This is a genomic window from Novacetimonas pomaceti, assembly GCF_003207955.1.
GTDB classification, from domain to species: domain Bacteria; phylum Pseudomonadota; class Alphaproteobacteria; order Acetobacterales; family Acetobacteraceae; genus Novacetimonas; species Novacetimonas pomaceti.
Genome location: NZ_NOXG01000020.1, coordinates 1 through 19,705 on the forward strand (window position 1 = coordinate 1; position 19,705 = coordinate 19,705).

Genomic DNA, 19,705 nt, shown 5'->3' on the forward strand with positions numbered 1-19,705 from the left:
AGGGTCACGACCCAGTGCTTCCTGGACTTTCAACGCCAGCCCGGGCATCCCCAGGCGCATATCGGTTACACCGGCCGCCAGCCATATCCTCAGCGTGGAGGGAAGCGGGATCATGATCGTAGTGCGCCCACAATCTCACGCAGACGATCAGCGGACAGCCCTGTGTCGAACTCCAGCCGCACACCGTCCGGAAAGACCAGGCTGACGGCTCGGTCGGACAGCGTTCCCTGTTCTCTCCGACGCTCCAATGGCTGCGGCTCGGGGGCCGGGGCCACCATGACAGGTATGAACGATGTCCCGCCTTTGGCCCGAGCCTCTCGCCGCCAGCGAAACACCAGACTTGGATGGATCCCATACTGTGCAGCCACCTCCCTTATGGGGCGTCGGCTCTCGTAGGACGCGATGACCACTCGCGCGCGAAATTCAGGGGCGTGCCAGCGGCGGCGATCCGAAACGATCTCGATCCGCGAGGCGTCCGCCAGCCTGTCCCGCTCGCCTGTCTCTCTACCGCTCCTTTGGAGCCTCTCTGCGGTACTACCTGCGACACTCGCAGGTAGTACCGCGTCCCTATCTCTTAAATCGCTCATGCTTCATAGCTGAACCAGACCAGAAGTATTCAGCAAGGCGTCAGTCGCCGGGAGCTTACTCGGAGCCTATAACAGCGGCATTTCCTTCGGGCAGCAGCGCACCCAGATCATCTGGACCCGGCTGATCTATCCGAACGGCGAAAGCCTCATCCTGGAAAAGCTGCCCGGTGGCGACGCTATCGGCCAGTCTGGCCTGTCTGATGAGGTGAACAACCACTGGGGCCAGCTTTTCAAAGCCGCCCTCGTCACCACGCTTCTCAGCGTTGGGTCGGAAGCGGGCACATCATGGAACGAGAACAATCTGTTGCAGGCAATCCGCAGCGGCGCCAGCAACGGCTTCTCTATGGTCGGCAACCGCCTCATCGATCGCAGCCTGAACGTCCAGCCGACGCTGACTGACCGGCCAGGTTTGCCGTTTACGCTCGTCCTGAATCGTGATCTGGTTCTCGGGCCTTGGAAAGAGAAGGAATTCCGCCCATGACGAAGCTGAAGATCGGGTCGATTGAGGATGACAAGCCGGTGACGGTTGCTGAAGCTACCCGCCACTCTTCACTGCACCGATAGTGGAGCAGTTCATCGCGACGGATCTGGAGTTCGCGAAGGCGACGAGAACGAGTTTAGTTTAGATTTCGGGAGGACGATAAAAAGTATAACCACAAGACGATGGGATGGATTGTGGCGAGATTAATGATTTTAATTCATAGTGCAGGACAGCCTTATGCAAGTAATTCCTGTTATCGCGATTATGTAAAGAAAGTAATAAAAACCAATATTGATATTTCAAATTTAGAAAATTACTTAAAAATATTTATAGAAATGCACATGCTGTGCTTATGTTTCGTCACTCAAGAGGGTATTTGTTCTTCAGTTGGTATTATGGATTATACGAGTAAATCCTATTTAGACGTCCCACAAGTTGCGATGGGGTTCAAGATAATCACTGGATGCAGCCGAAAACTCCGCATCTTTCTGCACTGCGCGTTTTAAATCAGCGCGAGCTTCAGATACGATCACGATCTGATCAGATTCTGTGCTATTTTGGAGGGATTTGATGATATTAAGGAGTGCATCCAGCAATTTGAAATGCTGACGACGTCTAAGTAAAAGACCTTCGCGATCAAGCTTAATACTAGAAATGGTCGTCTTCCCCGCAGCGCTCTTCCAGATCGGCACATCGCCATTAAAATGGATATGCTCGCGTGGGTCGCTGGAACCCGAAGGATTCAGAATGAGGGGATCTTCGAGTTTTATGTTACAATGATGATTGTGTGCCCGACGTGTTTCATCAGCGAGTGGAAAGGCTGTACGCTTACTATACTGGTTGCAAGCGGCACAAGCATAAAAAAGATTAGACCACGAGTAAGCCAACCAGTAATATCCAGGAAGTATTTTTGATTTTCCTGAGCCGATAGCGCCTTTTGGGCGATAATGCTCTACATCCCCGCTGTAATTTGCATCAAATATACTTTCACAGTAACAGCATTTTTTGTTTTGTGCTTTCTTTAGTGCCGCTTTGACGGTTGTATCTCCATATATGTTACTATCGAAGTTGAATTTTTTGATTCCTGTGTCGTAGCTACTTTGTGCGGTGTCATAGGTTGTGTTAAGAGCGGTAGTTGCGACGGTTGCAAGTCTCAATTTTTTCGGCGGCGTTATGGGTTTGGTCACCAAGATCATTTTTGGCGCCCATCCAATACAGCGGCCGCCCGCTTTATAACATCTAATGCGCGCTCGCTTTCCGGGTCGAAGGTCGGAGTGACTTCGCTGGCAAGCTTATCAAGCTTATCAAGCTCATTTTTCTCCGCAGATGTCAGGCGTTGCTTTTGTTTCAATTTTGTACGCTTCCGAAGTTGTTTTCCTATGAATGGAGAGAACGCAGAATCGACTTCATAGAGTGCGCTGGTGACTACCTCGTCGATCCGCCATCTCTTGTTCACAATTGGATTGTTTTCGATGAGCGCTTGCCCTGCCTCCTCTCGGATAACCGCTAGATTCGTGTCAAGATAGGACTGTGCGAGCAATGGACTATGAGCAGTGGCAATGAACTGCACATTTGGGAAGGCTGCCGAGATACTTTCTCGAAGTTCGCGCTGCCATCGCGGGTGTAGGTGGAGATCTAGTTCATCGATGATAACAATCGCGGGCATCTGCAATGGATCGGCAGCCTCGGGAAATTGGTGGTAAAGCCGCCATGCCAAATCAATCGCCCAAGCTGTCATCGTTTGGTACCCTAAGCTTAACTCGTTTAGCGGAACCTCGCCATAAGGCGTCTTGATCTGAACACCGACCTTGCCGCCCTTCGCGCCTGGTGAAGCTGGGCCATATAAAGTGATCGCCGAGACTTTTTTTACGTCAGGCAAAAGGCGGACAAGCGCTTCTTTAATGTGCTTTAAAAGGATTTTGGCTCCCGCTTGTCCCTTGCTGGCGCCATAGTCTAGTTGCTCTAAGATTTCCTTGGCATCGACTAATTCGAGGCTCGGATCGAATAGCGATGCCGTCGTATCAGGATGGAGCGAAAAGGGTTCTGATCCACGGTAGCGCATGTGGCGGGCGGCGCCATAGGCGACTACGAGAGGTTCTATTGCCTTGCCGATTCTTACCTTTGTCTGAGTGACATCAACGAGTTCTCCATCGGCGACCTTAATCGTCGCCTTGAAAGCTATTTCGCTCGCGGTCTCTGTTCGCTCGTTAAAGGCTTGCCCGGAAGACAAGAGCACGCTCAGTGTTGCGACTTCCGTGCCTGTTCGAGCGAGTGCCGCAAGTTCCGCATCCTCACGTCGTAGCAAGGCTGGCTCAACGAACGTTGGTGGAGGCGCGTTGATTGTGTCTGGCGCTTCTTGCTTATTCCCAGCCGGCTTGGGCGGTGGTGAGGCAGCGAGTACTGGGCACATTGATGCCAGACATTGGAGTAGCGTCGTCTTGCCGACGCCATTGTCGCCGAGAATAAGAGTCCAACGGGCAGCACGGCCATCGGTAGTGGTTAGATCCAGCGTCTGCTCGTCGCCAAAAGACCGAACATTAGTGAGCGATAATCGCTTGAGGTAGACATGGCAATCTGCCGTATTGCTCATAATCGTATCTCCAAAACGCGATAAAAATCTTGTTCAATAGGTAGGTCCCTGCGGATCTCATATCCAAGGTACACGCAATTTAGCAGAATTTCGAACCCGGGGCAGTTCATTGTCTTTTAGTCAATCGCATAACGATGTCTATGGGGGATATGGACATAAAAAATATCGATTATAATATGAATATATCGACAAATAACGTATAAAAGTTAAATAAAAAATAGGAACATAATGAATAAATAAGACTACAAATATAACTATAAAATAAATATCTATCATATGGAATATAATTAAACCAAAATAATGAATATTATTCTTTTTTATTAAAATAACTACATATCACACTCAGTGTTTTATATTATTTTTACTTATAATTATTCCGATAAATTTTTCTCATTGGCATTTATGAGTGGCTATGATAGATCCTAGAAAAAATAGGAGCGGAAAATGTACGATGTCTTACCAAAGCAGGAATTTCGTAACACTGAGGAAGCCGTGACGCTTGATGTCTCCCTCGATAGTCCAGCGATTCGTCGACTGGTAGAAGAGGTGCGTGCAGAACTCTATGAAGTGCCTCGGAGCTACAACCGAACCTTCAATCGACACAACCGCTAGGTGCAACGGCGGTGTTTATTGACACCGTACTCCTGAAAGTTGCGAGTCGCTGTAACCTCGATTGTAGCTATTGCTACGTTTACAACATGGGGGATGAGGCATGGCGCACTTTGCCGAAGCGAATGTCTCTTGCGACAGAGGATGCGGTTGCACGTAGCTTAGGTGAGCTTCTGCGATCACAAGGTCGTGAATTCTCGGTCGTTCTTCATGGTGGTGAACCCCTGATGCTTGGAGAGCGGCGGCTTGCCTCGCTGTTCTCCAAACTCCGTACGAATCTCGGATTGGGTTGTGGGATTAGCATCCAGACCAACGGCGTGTTGATTACCCCGGAAATCCTTGATTGTTGTGCCGAGCATCACGTGACGCTGTCGGTGAGCATTGATGGTCCGGCTGAAGTGCATGATCAGTTCAGGATCGACCGCCGAGGCCAGGCAAGCCATGCCGCTGTTGAAGAAGGTATTCGCGTGCTTCAAGCTCATGGGGCTGGTGCTGATCTGTTTTCGGGTGTGCTGGCGGTTGTCGACCCTAAGACGTCTCCAGAAACTATTTATCATTATTTCAAATACTTGTGCGTCCCCAGCGTGGATTTTCTTTATCGTGATGGTAATCACAGCGCACTGCCGTTTGGCAAATCTTCAGTGTCATCGACTGAATATGGTACGTGGATGAGCCGTATACTTGACTGTTATGTCGCTGATGCTGCCCCCTTTCGCATTCGTATGCTTGATGACATGCTCAAACTTGCTTTGGGCGGAGTAGGCGTCAAAGAGGGCGTTGGCCTTACCGACTATGGTATATTGATTATCGACACGGACGGCTCGATCAAAAAGAACGATACGCTTAAAAGTTCTCCTCTTGGAGACGCTTTCAATGAGACTTGGAATATTCATCATGACGAACTGCAAGAAATAGCTGTTAGTCAAGCCTTCCGCGACTACCATGTGGCACAGCGGCCAACATCGTCTCTCTGCACGAACTGCTCGCTACTGAAAATCTGTGGCGGTGGTATGCTGACTCATAGGTTTCGTGAAGGGACGGGTTATGACAATCCAACTGTATTTTGCGCTGATCAAACCCGTTTGATTAGTCGGATTTATGATCATATCGCCCACTATCTATCAATGGAGTCGGCGTGAAACCTATATCTATAGATGTCCGGCATATTCCTTTCGCCCATGCGTCGGCAGTGGGTTTTCTCGACTCTGATCTTGCCGGAGCGGCGTTAGATTGGATGGCATGTGATGCTCCTTGGATTCTTAGGATCGCGGACTTTTACGAGCAATGGGAACTGCATTTGGATCAGGAGAACTTGCCTGACTCTCTAAAAGAGCTTGTGAGTCCGGTTTTTGTCGACAGATTAAGGCGACATCTCCTCGAACCAATCACAAATATCGATCTAGAGCTGGCCGAAGTCACTGCACATAAGTTAGTTTCTGGACAAACAATTCGAATTCACAACGATTATATTGAGAATGCTGAATCGCATCGGGTATTGATCCAGCTCAACCGAGGCTGGGGGGATGAGCAGGGTGGCTTACTCATGCTGTTTGGTAGTGGAAGCGCGAATGACTTGGAGCGGATCATTAGGCCACTTCACCGATCAGCTTTTGGATTTACGATCAGTGATCGATCATTTCATGCTGTTTCCACAATTACGCACGGCGAGCGTTACACGCTTGTTTATTCGTTTAGACACGCCGCACTTGTCTCCGCATGATTCGACAGCAAAACATGCGGGCACCTCCATGGATGGATGGAAGCCAGTTCACTCCGGTGTTCTTTGGGCACTTCCACGCTGATCTTCTACGCAGGGTGACGCCTGCTCCGCCTGAGATCGCTGAGGAATTGGCGGCAAGGGGTTTGGTGAGTGTTGAGTCTTCGCCGGCCTCGACTCGATTGCTAGGTGCGGCTCTATCCTGGATAATACGTCTACAGGACTTGGCATCCCTTATCTATGCAAGCGTGACAGATATCCATTTCCTCGAATCCGAAACGGGCTATGACGTGAGCCACAGCGAACCTCGGTGGCGAAGCACAATTTTTGTGTCGGTACCCGACCGTAGCGATGATATTGGCGCTCTAAGATTGGCTGAGAGCGTCGTTCACGAGGCGATGCACCTTCATCTTACGAATAGGGAGCAGGAGACTTGGTTCGTGAAAGAGAGTGACGGGACGATGTGCTCGCCTTGGCGCGCTGAACGTCGCCCCTTTCAAGGCGTACTGCACGGTCTATATGTGTTTAGTTGCCTCTCTTTTTTTTTCAAAAGGCTTATCGTTGACGAAGCGCTTGTTGCTTCCAGTCGTGTCTACCTTACTCAGAGACTGACAGAGATTGAAGGCGAGGTGCAAAGCATCGATTTCGTGACGCTTGCTAGTGGACTGACTGAGAGGGGAGTTGCATTGATGGAAGAATGTGCCGGGGTCGTTATTCACCCGTACTGCTAATGGACATGTTCAACAATCTTTAAATCCGGTGATCTGTTTTTCTGGCTAAGCCGCCATATTAAAAATAATTTGCGTCCATGGTGCGTCTGAGTGATCTATGCACCTATACTGAAAATGTCAGTAATTGTCGGTATCGGCGCTTGCGTGCCCCCGCAACCATCTGAACTTGCGATGCGAACGCATCACGAACCCCAGCCCCGAAACGGGCTGGGGTTTTCGTTTGTCCGCCCGATGCCACCGTCAGGACACCGGCGAGATCGCCCCGGACATCGATCTGTAGTCCCTTGTCGGATGGCGTGAGGATGATGGCCTCGATCAGAGAGCGGATCACCTCGGCCGCCTCCTGGCGCTTCTCGTCCAGCTCGGAATGCAGCATGTCGTGCAGCCGCGCGAGCTGCCGGTGGTAGAACTCCGCCATCTGGGGATGAAGCAGGGGTGGGGGCGCTTCGGCAGTTGCAAGGAACTCCTTGAGTTCCGCCTTGCGGGCTTCGAGCTTGGATCCGCGCTCCTTGACCGTCTCGATCGAAATCGCTTCCGAGAGGTAGAGATCCATCAACCGCTGGATGTCGCGTTCAACCCGCTTCAGTTCTGCCTCTGACGCGCCGATGTCGGCCGACGCCTCCATGCGCAGCCGGTTCATCTCGGTGGTGAACGCTGTGCAGAATTCGGCGAACAGGTCCGGGTCCATGAGGTGATGACGCAGGGCGTCGAGAACGCGCCGTTCCAGTTCCTCGCGGCGCATATTGGTCCGGTTGTCGCAGGTGCCCTTGTTGCGTGCCGTCGAGCAGCCGAGCAGCACGCCGGAGATCATGGAGTAGCCGCCACCACAGCAGCCGCATTTGCTGAGGCCCGAGAACAGGTAACGGGGGCGGCGTTTCTCGCGGAAGTGGTCGGGCGATGACGTGTCGCGTGTGTCCCGGCTGGCGCTGACGCTGGCCTGCCGTGCCTTGACCGCGTCCCACAGTTCCTGATCGACGATCCGCAGCTCCGGCACCTCCTGGATTACCCATTCGGATTCCGGATTGGGTCGGGCCTGTCGCTTGCCGGTATCGGGATCCTTGATGAAGCGTTGCCGGTTCCACACCAGCCTGCCCACGTACATCTCGTTGTTGAGGATACCGGTGCCGCGTAGCCGGTTGCCGTTGATGGTCGAGAAACCCCAGGCACCGCTACCCGGTGCGGAGATGCCTTCGTCGTTGAGACGGAAGGCGATGGCGCGTGGTCCCAGCCCGGCCGCGAAATCGCGGAAGATGCGACGGACCACGTCGGCTTCCATTGGATTGATAGTCCGGTCGCCCCGGATCGGCTCACCATTGGCATCGAGCCTGCGTACGACATCATAGCCGTAGGCATTGCCGCCGCCGGACTTGCCCTGTTCGACCCGGCCTCGCAGGCCGCGATGGGTCTTCTCAGCCAGGTCTTTCAGGAACAGGGCGTTCATCGTGCCCTTCAGGCCGACATGGAGATGCGAGACTTCGCCCTCGGAGAGAGTGACGATCCGCACACCGGCGTAGTTCATGCGCTTGAAGACGCCGGCGATGTCCTCCTGGTCGCGGGAGAGGCGGTCCATGGCTTCGGCCAGCACGATCTGAAACCGTCCGCGCTGTGCATCGGCGATCAGCGCCTGAATGCCGGGCCGCATCAGGGACGCGCCCGAGATCGCGTGATCGGTATACTCCTCGACGATGCTCCAGCCCTGTTTCTCCGCGTGGGTGCGGCAGACCCGGAGTTGGTCGGCGATCGAGGCGTCGCGCTGGTTATCTGAGGAGTAGCGGGCGTAGAACGCGACCTTCATGACGGGGTATCCCTTACGGTCCGGAGCGGCGGCGCTGCTCCTTTTGCTGCGACCGGAACCAGTCCCGTGCCGCACGACGGGCCATGAGGCGGACAAGCGCCACAAGGCGCGGGTCGGGGGCATTGGGGCGCAGGATGAGCCGCAACTCGGGCTCTGGCGGCCGATATGCCGGGGCAATGGACTGGCTGGGTCTGTCCGTCATCGTCGCTCTCTTCCGACCGTAAGGCAAGGAAAACAGACACACGATCCGGGCAGATGACTGTTATTTCAATGGAAAACGGTAATACGAGAAGGCGTGCATGCACATGCTCCAGAGTGCGGAATCGTAGTTATGGGTAGTCCCGGATAGCGGCGCGTCGTACAAATATTGGCTTACGGCGGCATCACGGAAGGGGAGGGCGAGTCATGAACGATACGGGAGTGCCGTTCTTCCGGCAGGTCGGATGAGCGGGCGCGCCATCGACTCTTCGCCCACGGAAGCGCTGGCTGGCCTCGTGGAGCGGGTGACGTTCCACAACGCCGAGAACGGCTTCTGCGTCCTGCGGGTGAAGGTGCGGGGGCAGCGCGATCTGGTCACCGTTGTCGGCCATGCCGCAATGATCTCGGCAGGCGAGTTCGTGCAGATGTCGGGGCGCTGGTTCAACGACCACACCCACGGGTTGCAGTTCAAGGCGGAGTTTCTCAAAGCCAGTCCGCCGACCACGGTTGAGGGGATCGAGCGCTATCTTGGCTCCGGCATGATCCGGGGCATCGGTCCGGTCTACGCGAAGAAGCTGGTGAAAGCGTTCGGCGAGGCGGTGTTCGACCTGATCGAGCAGGAACCTGGACGCCTGCGGGAGGTGACGGGCATCGGCCCCAAGCGTGCCGAACGGATCGTCGCCGGTTGGGCGGACCAGAAGGTGATCCGCGAGATCATGCTGTTTCTGCACAGCAACGGCGTCGGCACCTCGCGGGCGGTGCGTATCTTCAAGACCTACGGGCAGGACGCGGTCAAACTGATCAGCGAGAACCCCTACCGGCTCGCGAAGGACATCCGGGGGATCGGATTCAAGACCGCTGACCAGATTGCCCGGAAGATGGGGATCGCACCCGACGCAATGATCCGCGTGCGGGCAGGGATCTCCTATGCGCTTGGCGAGGCCATGGATGAAGGGCATTGCGGTCTGCCTGTGGGAGAGTTGCTGACCAGTACCGCCGAACTGCTGGAGGTCGCCACTCCTCTGATCGAGATGGCCCTCGCGCTGGAACTGGAAGCGGGCGACGTGGTGGCCGACAGCGTGGGCGATACGGGCTGTATCTTCCTGGCTGGTCTCTATCGTGCCGAGCAGAGCATCGCCGAGCGGTTGCGCGCCTGTGCCATTGGCCGTCCACTCTGGCCTGACATCGACGCTGAAAAGGCCATGACCTGGGTGGAAGGCAAGACCGGGCTGGCTCTGGCCCCCAGCCAGCAGGAAGCAGTGCGTCTTGCCCTGCACAGCAAGGTGCTGGTGATTACCGGCGGTCCTGGCGTCGGCAAGACCACGCTGGTCAATGCCATTCTCAAGATCGTGACGGCCAAGGGCACGGATGTGCAGCTTTGCGCCCCGACCGGAAGGGCGGCGAAGCGTCTGTCGGAAAGCACCGGGCTGGAAGGCAAGACGATCCATCGCCTGTTGGAGACAGACCCGGCCACGGGGAGCTTCAAGCGGGACGATACCAACCCGCTGACCTGCGATCTTCTGGTCGTGGATGAGGCCAGCATGGTCGATGTGCTTCTGATGCGCTCCCTGCTACGCGCATTGCCTGACAACGCCGCGGTGCTGATCGTCGGCGATGTGGACCAGTTGCCTTCTGTTGGACCGGGACAGGTGCTGGCCGACATCATCGGCTCCGGCGCTGTCCCTGTGGTGCGGCTGACCGAGGTGTTCCGTCAGGCGGCACAGAGCCGCATCATCACCAATGCGCATCGGATCAACGAGGGCAGGATGCCCGAACTGAGCGCGGAAAAGGGATCGGATTTCTACTTCGTGGAGGCGGCCGAGCTCGAGGTCGGGCTGCGCAAGTTGCTGGCCGTAGTGAGGGATCGCATCCCGGCGCGGTTCGGGCTGGACCCTGTTCGCGACGTGCAGGTGCTTTGCCCGATGAACCGGGGTGGCCTTGGGGCGCGGTCGCTGAATATCGAATTGCAGCAGGCGCTGAACCCGCCGGACGAGGTGAAGGTCGAGCGGTTCGGCTGGACCTATGGTCCGGGCGACAAGGTGATGCAGATCGCCAACGATTATGACCGGGATGTCTTCAATGGAGACCTCGGCGTTATCGGCAGGATCGATGTGGAAGAGGGCGAACTGACGGTCTCATTCGATGGTCGGGATGTCGTTTATGGCTTCGGCGAGTTGGACGAACTGGTGCTGGCCTACGCCACCACCATCCACAAGAGCCAGGGATCGGAATACCCGGCGGTGGTGATCCCGCTGGTGACCCAGCACTACGCCATGCTGGCGCGGAACCTGCTCTATACCGGCGTGACACGGGGAAGGAAGCTCGTCGTATTGGTGGGGCAGAAGAAGGCGCTTGCCATCGCTGTGCGCAACCAGGGCGGGCGGCGGCGGTGGTCGAAGCTCAGGGAATGGCTTGCGGGTAGTTTTGCATGACGGAGCGATGCCTCCATGTCGGCTTCTGCCTTCATGTCGGACACACATACGGTTAGGAGAGTTTCCCAAAAGCTGACCTGAATCACACAACGCTCTTCTGGTAACTATGGATAGTTGACTTACGTGCGCATTCAACCGGTTGAGGTTCGAAACTCATCAGTCAATCCACGTCGGAACCAGCTGAGAACTATGTCTACGCCATAGCCCTCTAAAGCCCGCTTTGGCGGACGATCTGCTCCGTGAGTTCAAGAGTATCAAGGGGGCGGCGTTAGTACCTCGGAGAATATTCTCCGAAATTGCCATGAATAAAAATGTGGAATATCTTAGCTTGAGAGCTAAGGAAAGAATTTGCGATGCACCTGACTATGTTGATGATGGCGAGTTTGCGTGCTCATGGTCCCTATGTCAGATAACGTTCCGAATCCTCCTGTATCGCCTCCGGTTCCGCCTGCATCTTCTGCATCGCACCAAGTTCCGCCGCCGCCTCCTCCTCTGCCGCCACCTCCTCCACCACGAACATTTCGATTTATCCGGTCGTTCGATGTGCCAATGCCTCCCCTGATTTGGGGTAAGGACGAGGAGCAGGTTCGCAAGGCTGTCGGAGAAGCGCTGAACGCCCGTAACGTAGCGTTCTTACTCGGTGCCGGCTGCTCGTCGATGCGGGTAAAAGGCAAGGAATGCGGCATTCCGACCATGGCTCCGTTGGCCAAGACTTTTTGTGCGCACCCAACAATCGAATTTGATGAAAACTTAGATCTGGTTGAACCACCGAAGTGGGCGCTCGTTGCAGATGACGTTGAGTTCCTCGGCAGGTTGGGGGCAAAACTCAAAGGGACAGAATACGAGAAAAACCTTGAGCGGCTCATGGAGCTCCTGCACAGCCTTCGTTTCGTCTTTGCACGGAGCGACATCGCCGAGCATGTCGAGCGAAAGGCCAAAATCGAGGGCCTGATCGCCAAAGTGCAGAATTTTTTGTGGGAGCACCGCACCGATGGCGCATTCGCCCACGGCGATGGTTCGGTCCTCGCGCTCTACGAGTCATTTTATCGCAAGCTGGTGATGCGCGATCGCTCGCTTCCTAGGCCCTGGGTGTTCACGACCAATTACGATCTTTTCAACGAGCGGGCGATGGACCGGCTCGGTGTGCCCTATGCCAATGGCTTTTCCGGAGTTGTAGAGCGTCGCTTCAATCCGGCGACCTTTCGATATGCCCTTGCTGAACAGCTTGACCTGTCCAACAGGAAGTGGACTGCTGTCGATAGCTTTATCTATCTCTGCAAGCTCCATGGATCGATCAGCTGGACGGAGGATGACCATGGTCTGTTCCCCATCAGGGAGACTGTACCACAGGACGTCCCCGGCAAGGTCATGATCTACCCGACCCCGGCGAAGCAGAATTCGAGCCTGGGGTCGCCATACGCCGATCTCTTCAGGGAATTCCAATCACGAATCGTCCGCGAGCAGAGCGTGTTGATCACAGCTGGGTTCGCGTTTGGCGACGAGCACCTCAACAACATCATCTACCAGGCGCTTACCATTCCTACCTTCAGGTTGATCGTCTTCGCAGACCCGGATTCAACGGGAGAGATAGCCAAGCTCATTGCCCTGAAAGATCCCCGCATCTGGATCATCGGGGGGGATGGACCGGTCGAAGGTTCACGAGCTCACTATTTCGATACCATCGTCGAGCATTTCCTGCCTCAAAGACCCCCAGAGCGGATCGATGATGCGGTGAGGCTCGTGCTGGAGACCTTCGGCCGTAAGTCTGGCGAGGTTGAAAATGGGATCTGATGACCGCCGGAGGGCGATTGGCAAAGTCACCTCGGTTTCAGCAGACCGGTTCGTTATCGAGATGCTGGGCGGAACCGACAACTTCACGGTGGTCGGCTTTGACGACGTACACTATGTCGCCCGCCTTGGCTCATTCTTGATGATACCGGCGCAGTCGGAATACGTCGTGGCCGAGGTTGTCGGCTTGCGTGAGAAGGATATGGCCAGCGACGGGACTGGACAGTTCGACAAGGCAAACTCGGCGAAATACCTCGACGTTGTCCCAGTCGGGATGTTGCCTGCTACTGGAGAAGGCAAGTTCAGATTCGGCGTGTCCATCTTCCCGTCGCTTTATTCCGACGCACTCTATGCGCTCGACGGAGAGTTGGATCGCATCTTTGACACAGAGACCGTCGCTATTGCTTCGATCGGCTTTGAAGGGGCGGACTGCGTGCCCAACGATGCGACGCGCTTCCGTAATCTCGGCATAGGCCAATCGGTGGTGTTCGAGGATTATAAGGTCAAGGTCAGGATTGACGACTTTTTCGGCGGGCATGTCGCGGTATTGGGCAACACGGGTAGCGGAAAATCCTGCACTGTGGCTTCTGTCCTTCAGGCGCTGTTTGAGAAGCCTGACGAGCACCATGCCCGCGGCGCCACCTTCGTGGTATTCGATGTCAATGGTGAGTATCATCAAGCGTTCGGGGAGATTCCAAATAAAACGGATATCGGTGTGAACCGACTCATCCTTGATGGAACTGCGGAGGTAGGGCGCTTCCGCCTTCCCCACTGGTATCTCGACCTCTCCGAATGGGAACTACTGCTGCAGGCGAGCGAGAGGACGCAGGCGCCAATCCTACGCATGGCGCTGGGGCTGGCAACATTGTTCGGCACTGCCAACTCGGCACAGCTCAATAATATTCGCAATCATATCTTGGCGACCTGCATCACCCTTATTTTGGGAGACGAAACCTCGCCAGGAGCAAAAAGGACTCGCATTTGCGGTATTTTGCAGCGGTTCCAGACCGCAGAGATTACTCCGCACACGCTACTCCCGATGATAACCGTCAATTACGGCGACATGAAGGGATTGGACGCGGCATATCAATTCTTGGCTGGAGGCGGCAGAAATCCGGGCTTTATCATTCCAGAACTCAATCTGCCGGATTATGATGGTACCCCATTCGATTTCGCTGTTCTAGGTGACGCCATCGACTTGGCGCTGCTCTACGAGGAGGCCCACGGCAACCGACAGATCCGTGACTACTGCTCACAGATGGTCACGCGCTTCAAGGCGTTGCAAGATCGCGCCGACTACCAGTTCCTAAGGCATGAGGCTGCCGCAGCCTGCGACCGTGAGAGCTTCCTCGCGAAGTTGCTTGGTCTTTCGCCGTTGGCTGGCGGCAGACTGACGAAGTCGGCCCAGATCGTTATCATCGACATGAACACCGTCGAGGACGAGGTCGTCGAACTGGTTAGCGCCGTCATCGCCCGCATGGTGCTTCGCCTCTTGCGTCAGGCTGAACCGCGCAACCGCTTCCCAGTCCATCTCCTTCTCGAAGAGGCGCACCGTTACGTCGCCTCGACGCCCTCAAAACACGCGGTCGACGCCAGTCGGATTTTCGAGCGCATCTCGAAGGAAGGCCGGAAATACGGTCTCTTCCTGCTCGTGGCTTCGCAGAGGCCGAGCGAACTGTCGAAAACCGTTCTGTCTCAATGTTCTAATTTCGTCGTCCACCGGATCCAGAATCCTGACGATCTTTCCCAAATCAGGCAGATGACGCCCTTCATCTCGGACAGCGTCCTTCGACGGCTGCCCTCGTTGCCCAAGCAGCACGCGCTGGTATTCGGAAATTCGGTCAATCTGCCGACGACCTTCAAGGTTCGCCGTGCCGACCCGCTGCCCGCCAGCGATGATGCCAAGATCGTTGACTTGTGGTTCCACGAAGCGGGGCGCCCCACCTCGCTTTGTCTGTCTCTGCCCCCGTCGCCTCCAGCCCCGCTTCCACCTTCTCCCGCCAATCCGGTGAATAACGATGGATAGCGCCTCTGCTGCGGAAATGATCGCTAGGCTTGAGGCGAACGGCGACTACAGGGTGCTTCGTCGCCTTCGGCCCCCTAAAACGTTGAGAGAGGCCCCGTTGGGCACCCGACGCGCTATTCTGGCGGATGTGGAGACCACCGGTCTGGACTGTGAAAAGGATGAGATCATTGAACTTGCAATGGTCCCCTTTTTCTACACCCATTTCGGCGAAATCGTCGGCATAGGCGCTCCGTTCGAAGGCCTTAGACAACCTGCCAAGCCGATTTCAAGTGAAGTAACCAAGCTGACGGGAATCGATAATGCGATGGTGGAAGGGAAGGCTATCAACCCGGACGAGGTCGCAGCGTTTGCCGGAACCAGCCTTGTCGTTGCCCATAATGCGGCGTTCGACCGGCGCTTCCTTGAGCGCTTCTGTCATGCATTCGCGGGAAATCCGTGGGCATGTTCCATGAGCGAAGTGAAGTGGTTCGACGAGGGCTTCGAAAGCTCCAAGCTCGCTCTTCTGGCGATGAGCAGTGGCTTCTACTATGACAAACACAAGGCTGTCCACGACTGCTACGCGACGCTCGAACTTCTTTCACGTACCCTCCCGGTGAGTGGGGGGCAAACGTTCCCAGCTTTACTCGCCTCAGCCAGAAGGAAGACCATACGCTGTTGGGCAGAAGGCTCTCCCTTTGACTCGAAGGATGTTCTCAAACAGCGCGGATATCGCTGGAGCGGCGGAGAGGACGGCACGCCGCGCTCATGGTGGATTGATGTCCCCGATGCAGACTTCCTAACTGAAAAGGCATTCTTATGTGCCGAGATATATAAGCGCGATGCGACGTTTCCGACTGCGGAGATCACGGCATTCAATAGGTATTCCGAACGAGTTAGACCGGTGACATGATTGGTGCGATTTGAACCGCTCCGCTTTTCCCAGAGCCTTCAAATCTGCAGTGGCGGGGGATGTCCGCTCACGCCTCATCTCGGTCATCAACGCGATTCTATAGCAAAACCAAAAGCGGCCCCGTACCGAAGCGAGATCCGACGGCTACCTGCATAATTTATGACAACCAACAAGATGGGGGTGGCGAATGAAGGCTGTCATATTATTCGTCATACGGTAGTAACTACACTTCCGATAGCTTCTTGAATGAGCTCCTTTAGTTCAGGCGCGACAGTATAGCCACTGGGAATTTTATATGCGTTCAACTGCGTGTCATCATGCCCAGCTTCTTTGACGATTGTTTTTAGCGCGCGGTGAAGCAACTTACCTTTCACTGTCGCAGGCGAAGGGCCGCCCGCTTCCGCCCACATTGCATCTGCATTAGGCGATCCACCGTTCGGCCACACAGCCTGTACAACTTTTTTACGCTTTTCGAGAAAGGCATCACGTGCCTTTCCGACTTTGCGGGCTGCCTGTAACCGCCAATCTTCCGCCTCCTCGGGCGTTACATCGTAGAGTGCGCATAGGTAATCGACCTGACAGAAATAGGCTTCAATGTCCGACCCTGCCGTGACCCAAGGAAAGACGCCCGGGGTCTTGAATTTTTGACACCACAACTGAGCCTCCTCAGTCGTCATGAAGTCTCCATCACGATGTAGCAACGCTCGGAGTTTGAGTTCTCCGTCAACTAGGAGACCCTGTAAAAATTTGTCACGTGGCAGATTTTCTATTCCAAAACACCTACACACAGCAACCTGTCGTGCGAGATCTGGCCACTGCCGAAGCACTGCTCTGAGCGGCTTGTCGTCTTCATCTTCGACAAAAAAGAGGGCTCCTTTGTCGAGGCCTCCCCAGCCTAACAGGCGGCGGATCGCCTCGTCGTCCTCCGTTTCAATGTTTCCGTCTTTCATCCAGACCAGTTTAGCCGCCGCGCTCGCGGCCCTGACAATATGGGGGCTATGGGTGGTAAGAATGATCTGGGTGTCGTAGGCAGGTGCGGCTCGTTCTAGCGCCTCGATAAGGCGCTCTTGCTTGTCTGGGTGAAGGTGTGCATCCGGCTCATCGATTAACATAATCTTAGGTTCGAATAAGATGAGATACGCGAAGATCTGAATAACTTGTAGCACACCGGTCGCAGCAGTTTCCAGCGGCCGAGTTTCGCCGAAAGATTCTCCCGTCCGAATAGTGGCGAATATATGGTAGTCTTCGCGTTCGTCGAACGCGACATCTATTTGAATCCCAGGATGTACCTGTTGGACAAGTTGGTTAAGCTTAGCGAGTCTGTTCAGTCCCGGTGTCTCATCGGCTTCTCCCTCTCTACGGCTGCGCAAGTTGAGAAGAATGTTACGCAGCACACCACCGGCATCTCCACTGGCAGCCTGCCGACGCAATGTTGGCTGTGCGAGGATAGACTCTTTCTCAGATAGACCGGCGAGTCCTGGGATATAAGTGGTGATAAATTGGTAACGTTGCTTATAGGGCGTGACCGCGCCACCGCCATCCATATAAACACTGATGCCCCCTCGGTTTCGGGCTCCGCGAATACGAATTGTGGCCTCAACTGCCTCCTCGTTGCCCGCAGAGTGTGAAAACACGACTTCAACAGGTTTAGAAGCGGCGTCCGATCTGAGCTCTCCCTTGTGAAGAGTGGTCAGAGGATCGCTCGACGGAACATAGTCCAGTCGCTCGAAGGAAATCACCTCCTTCGTGTTCCTCGGTAAAACATAGCTTGCTGCTCGTGCGGCCCAGTGAATTGCCTGCAGCACTGACGATTTGCCGCAACCGTTTGGTCCAACGAGGATTGTGAGGCGGTCAAGCGGTATAGTTGCCTCATTGGCTGCTTTGAAGCCACGAACCGTTATCGACTCAAGAGGGCTCCACTTTCGCGCTCGTGCAGACCGCGTGTCAGAGATTCCAATTGATGGGGAAGACACGGACACCCCATCGGTGCCTACTAACCTCTCGCTGGCGCTAGTGGTCCCGTCCTTGACTGGCAGGTCGTGGTTTTGGCTCAATGGGTCAAAAGCCACATCCGCTCTTTTGACGATCTCATAAGAATCTTCGGTCGCTATCACTACAGAAGATTCTTCTGGAGGTGTCGTCACTACATCCTCAACGTCAACATTGTCGCTATTGATCATCGACACATTTTGAAGACTATTTTCCGAGAAGTCTAGTTGCTCGTGTAAAGCGAGGATGACGTACGGTTTATTATAAGCACTAAGTCATCATGAGTCCGAAATCTGACTAATTTTGATACCAAATAACGTCCGGTTTCTCACCAGATGGACCGATACCAGACATTCTGCAATCCTGAAGGGTTTCGGGCGCCGCGAGGCGTACGAAAGTCTGGGAAGACCGAACCCGCGACACCGGGACTCAGTTATGGGGAATTTGCAACTGGCGCTACCCGGGGGAGAGGCTGAGCCAGAGCATACAGGTGCGTTTGTGGAACTGGAACGGGTTTTTGTGACCGGATCTGCATGACGCGATGACAGAACTGGCGGTGCAGACAGCGATTTTCCCGGTTTTTCCGGTGATGCGTACAGGAGCCCCGGTTTGCCGGCGCGGAGCCACTCCGACATCGGGATCGGTCATGCTGTCGTATCTGCAGGCTGTCATGGTGATCCCTTGGTTGGATCACTCGCCTGTGGCGGCCCTCGGGGCTGGCACCATCGGGGAAGGATCTGGATGACGACCATCGGACCACCACAGCATGGGCACGGCGGTGGCGTGATCGGTTCGGCTTCCGGGACTTCTGGCGCTGGTGTGGATATGACATTCAGCAATTCCCGCACCCGGGCGAGGCTGGCCTTGCGGCTGGAACTGGCCAGCAGGCCATAATGGCGGATGCGATGAAATCCCCGTGGCAGGACATGCAGCATGAAGCGGCGGATGAACTCATCCGTGGCGAGTGTCATGACCTGCTGCTGGTGGGCCGTGTCCCGCCGGTAGTCCTTGTAGCGGAACGTCACACCGTTTTCGTTGAACGCCAGGAGGCGGCGGTTCGATATGGCGACACGGTGGGTATAGCGTGACAGGTAGGCCAGTACCGCTTTGGGACCGGCAAAAGGCGGCTTGGCGTAGACGACCCAGCGCGTGCTGCGCACAGGAGCCAGATACCGCATAAAGGCACGGCGGTCTGCCAGAGGGGCAAGCTGCCCCCGAAAGACCAGCCGGTCGGCAGCAAAAAGTGCGCGCAGCCGGGTCAGAAACAGGCGGCGGAACAGTTTGCCCAGCACGCGAACGGGCAGCAGGAAGGCAGGGCGTGACGAGATCCAGCGCTGGCCATCGGGCGAGAGACCGCCACCCGGCACGATCATGTGCACATGGGGATGGTGGGTCAGCGCCGAACCCCAGCTGTGCAGCACGGCGGTGATGCCGATGCGGGCACCCATATGCCGGGGATCGGCGGCGATCGTCATCATCGTCTCCGAGGCGGCCTGGAACAGCAGGGCGTAGAGAACGGCCTTGTTCTGGAGCGCGATGTCGGCGATCCGCGCAGGCAGGGTGAAGACGACATGGAAATACCCGACCGGCAGCAGATCGGCCTCCCGCTCGGCCAGCCATGTCCGCGCGGCGTTCCCCTGACAGCGCGGACAATGACGGTTGCGACAGCTGTTATAGGCGATCCGCCAGTGTCCACAGTCCCCGCAGGCCGCGACATGACCACCAAGGGCCGCCGTGCGACAGTGTTCGATCGCCGACATGACCTTGAGCTGCTGCAGGGGGAGACGGCCGGCATGGGCTGACCGCCAGGCAGGGCCGGCAGCCCGGAAGATGTCCCCCAGTTCGAGGGAGGCGGACATGACCGCCCCCGCCC

General features: G+C 55.6%; 16 protein-coding genes and 1 pseudogene. 9 read left to right on the plus strand and 8 right to left on the minus strand.

Features of this window, described 5'->3' with window-relative positions; translation table 11 throughout:
• Positions 1–114: IS66 family insertion sequence element accessory protein TnpB (gene tnpB, locus CFR71_RS12465; RefSeq protein WP_165832105.1), on the minus strand; the 114-nt coding region annotated here is incomplete at its 3' end.
• The gene (gene tnpA, locus CFR71_RS12470; protein ID WP_207781384.1) at positions 111–587 is read right to left on the minus strand and encodes an IS66-like element accessory protein TnpA; all 477 of its coding nucleotides are present in this window, start codon (positions 585–587) and stop codon (positions 111–113) included. The genes tnpA and tnpB, both read right to left, overlap by 4 nt.
• 52 nt (positions 588–639) lie before the next feature.
• Between tnpA and CFR71_RS12475 the strand changes: the two are divergent.
• A pseudogene (locus CFR71_RS12475) lies at positions 640–1,068 on the plus strand (TrbI/VirB10 family protein); the annotation flags it as partial.
• 419 nt (positions 1,069–1,487) lie between these two features.
• On the opposite strand, the gene CFR71_RS16225 reads toward CFR71_RS12475, so the two are convergent.
• Both CFR71_RS16225 and CFR71_RS12480 read right to left on the minus strand, forming a co-directional pair.
• A complete protein-coding gene (locus CFR71_RS16225) occupies positions 1,488–2,264 on the minus strand; it encodes an HNH endonuclease family protein (RefSeq protein ID WP_133251153.1) in 777 nt (258 codons plus the stop codon).
• Positions 2,261–3,658 carry an AAA family ATPase gene (locus CFR71_RS12480; protein WP_110531620.1) on the minus strand — a complete coding sequence of 466 codons (1,398 nt, stop codon included), beginning with the start codon at positions 3,656–3,658 and terminating at the stop codon, positions 2,261–2,263. Before CFR71_RS12480 ends, CFR71_RS16225 begins: the two co-directional genes overlap by 4 nt.
• A gap of 444 nt (positions 3,659–4,102) precedes the next feature.
• Between CFR71_RS12480 and yhhA the strand changes: the two genes are divergently transcribed.
• The 4 genes from yhhA to CFR71_RS17265 are packed head-to-tail and all read left to right on the plus strand — an operon-like array spanning position 4,103 to position 6,715.
• Positions 4,103–4,270, plus strand: a complete 168-nt coding sequence (gene yhhA / locus CFR71_RS17260) for a YhhA family cyclophane-containing RiPP (protein ID WP_408891853.1) — start codon at positions 4,103–4,105, stop codon at positions 4,268–4,270.
• Between the two features lie 11 nt (positions 4,271–4,281).
• Positions 4,282–5,406, plus strand: a complete 1,125-nt coding sequence (gene yhhB, locus CFR71_RS12485; protein ID WP_110531622.1) for a cyclophane-forming radical SAM/SPASM peptide maturase YhhB — start codon at positions 4,282–4,284, stop codon at positions 5,404–5,406.
• Entirely contained in the window at positions 5,403–5,987 is a 585-nt protein-coding gene (gene yhhC / locus CFR71_RS12490) for a cyclophane-containing peptide 2OG-Fe(II) oxygenase YhhC (protein ID WP_133251154.1), read from the plus strand. The genes yhhB and yhhC overlap by 4 nt, the downstream gene beginning before the upstream one ends.
• Before the next feature lie 32 nt (positions 5,988–6,019).
• Positions 6,020–6,715, plus strand: coding sequence for an aKG-HExxH-type peptide beta-hydroxylase (locus CFR71_RS17265; protein ID WP_408891854.1), 696 nt, complete (start codon positions 6,020–6,022; stop codon positions 6,713–6,715).
• A 103-nt stretch (positions 6,716–6,818) separates the two neighbouring features.
• On the opposite strand, the gene CFR71_RS12500 is transcribed toward CFR71_RS17265, so the two are convergent.
• Complete coding sequence (locus CFR71_RS12500; RefSeq protein WP_110531628.1) at positions 6,819–8,510, minus strand: recombinase family protein; 1,692 nt, start codon at positions 8,508–8,510, stop codon at positions 6,819–6,821.
• A 13-nt stretch (positions 8,511–8,523) separates the two neighbouring features.
• Complete coding sequence (locus CFR71_RS12505) at positions 8,524–8,712, minus strand: hypothetical protein (RefSeq protein WP_081500421.1); 189 nt, start codon at positions 8,710–8,712, stop codon at positions 8,524–8,526.
• Between the two features lie 241 nt (positions 8,713–8,953).
• Between CFR71_RS12505 and recD2 the strand changes: the two genes are divergently transcribed.
• The 4 genes from recD2 to CFR71_RS12525 all read left to right on the plus strand — a co-directional run bounded on the left by recD2 (position 8,954) and on the right by CFR71_RS12525 (position 15,843).
• Positions 8,954–11,140, plus strand: a complete 2,187-nt coding sequence (recD2, locus tag CFR71_RS12510) for an SF1B family DNA helicase RecD2 (protein ID WP_110531630.1) — start codon at positions 8,954–8,956, stop codon at positions 11,138–11,140.
• Positions 11,141–11,689: 549 nt separating this feature from the next.
• Complete coding sequence (locus CFR71_RS12515; protein WP_110531631.1) at positions 11,690–12,931, plus strand: SIR2 family protein; 1,242 nt, start codon at positions 11,690–11,692, stop codon at positions 12,929–12,931.
• Positions 12,921–14,954 (plus strand): ATP-binding protein, encoded by a 2,034-nt coding sequence (locus tag CFR71_RS12520; protein ID WP_110531633.1) that lies wholly within the window; start codon positions 12,921–12,923, stop codon positions 14,952–14,954. Before CFR71_RS12515 ends, CFR71_RS12520 begins: the two co-directional genes overlap by 11 nt.
• A complete protein-coding gene (locus CFR71_RS12525) occupies positions 14,947–15,843 on the plus strand; it encodes a 3'-5' exonuclease (RefSeq protein ID WP_110531634.1) in 897 nt (298 codons plus the stop codon). The genes CFR71_RS12520 and CFR71_RS12525 overlap by 8 nt, the downstream gene beginning before the upstream one ends.
• Before the next feature lie 209 nt (positions 15,844–16,052).
• Here CFR71_RS12525 and CFR71_RS12530 read toward each other — a convergent pair whose 3' ends face one another.
• Both CFR71_RS12530 and CFR71_RS12535 read right to left on the minus strand, forming a co-directional pair.
• Positions 16,053–18,023, minus strand: a complete 1,971-nt coding sequence (locus CFR71_RS12530) for an ATP-dependent nuclease (RefSeq protein WP_110531636.1) — start codon at positions 18,021–18,023, stop codon at positions 16,053–16,055.
• Positions 18,024–18,500: 477 nt separating this feature from the next.
• Positions 18,501–19,691, minus strand: coding sequence for an IS91 family transposase (locus CFR71_RS12535; protein ID WP_110531637.1), 1,191 nt, complete (start codon positions 19,689–19,691; stop codon positions 18,501–18,503).
• Between the last annotated feature and the right edge of the window lie 14 nt (positions 19,692–19,705).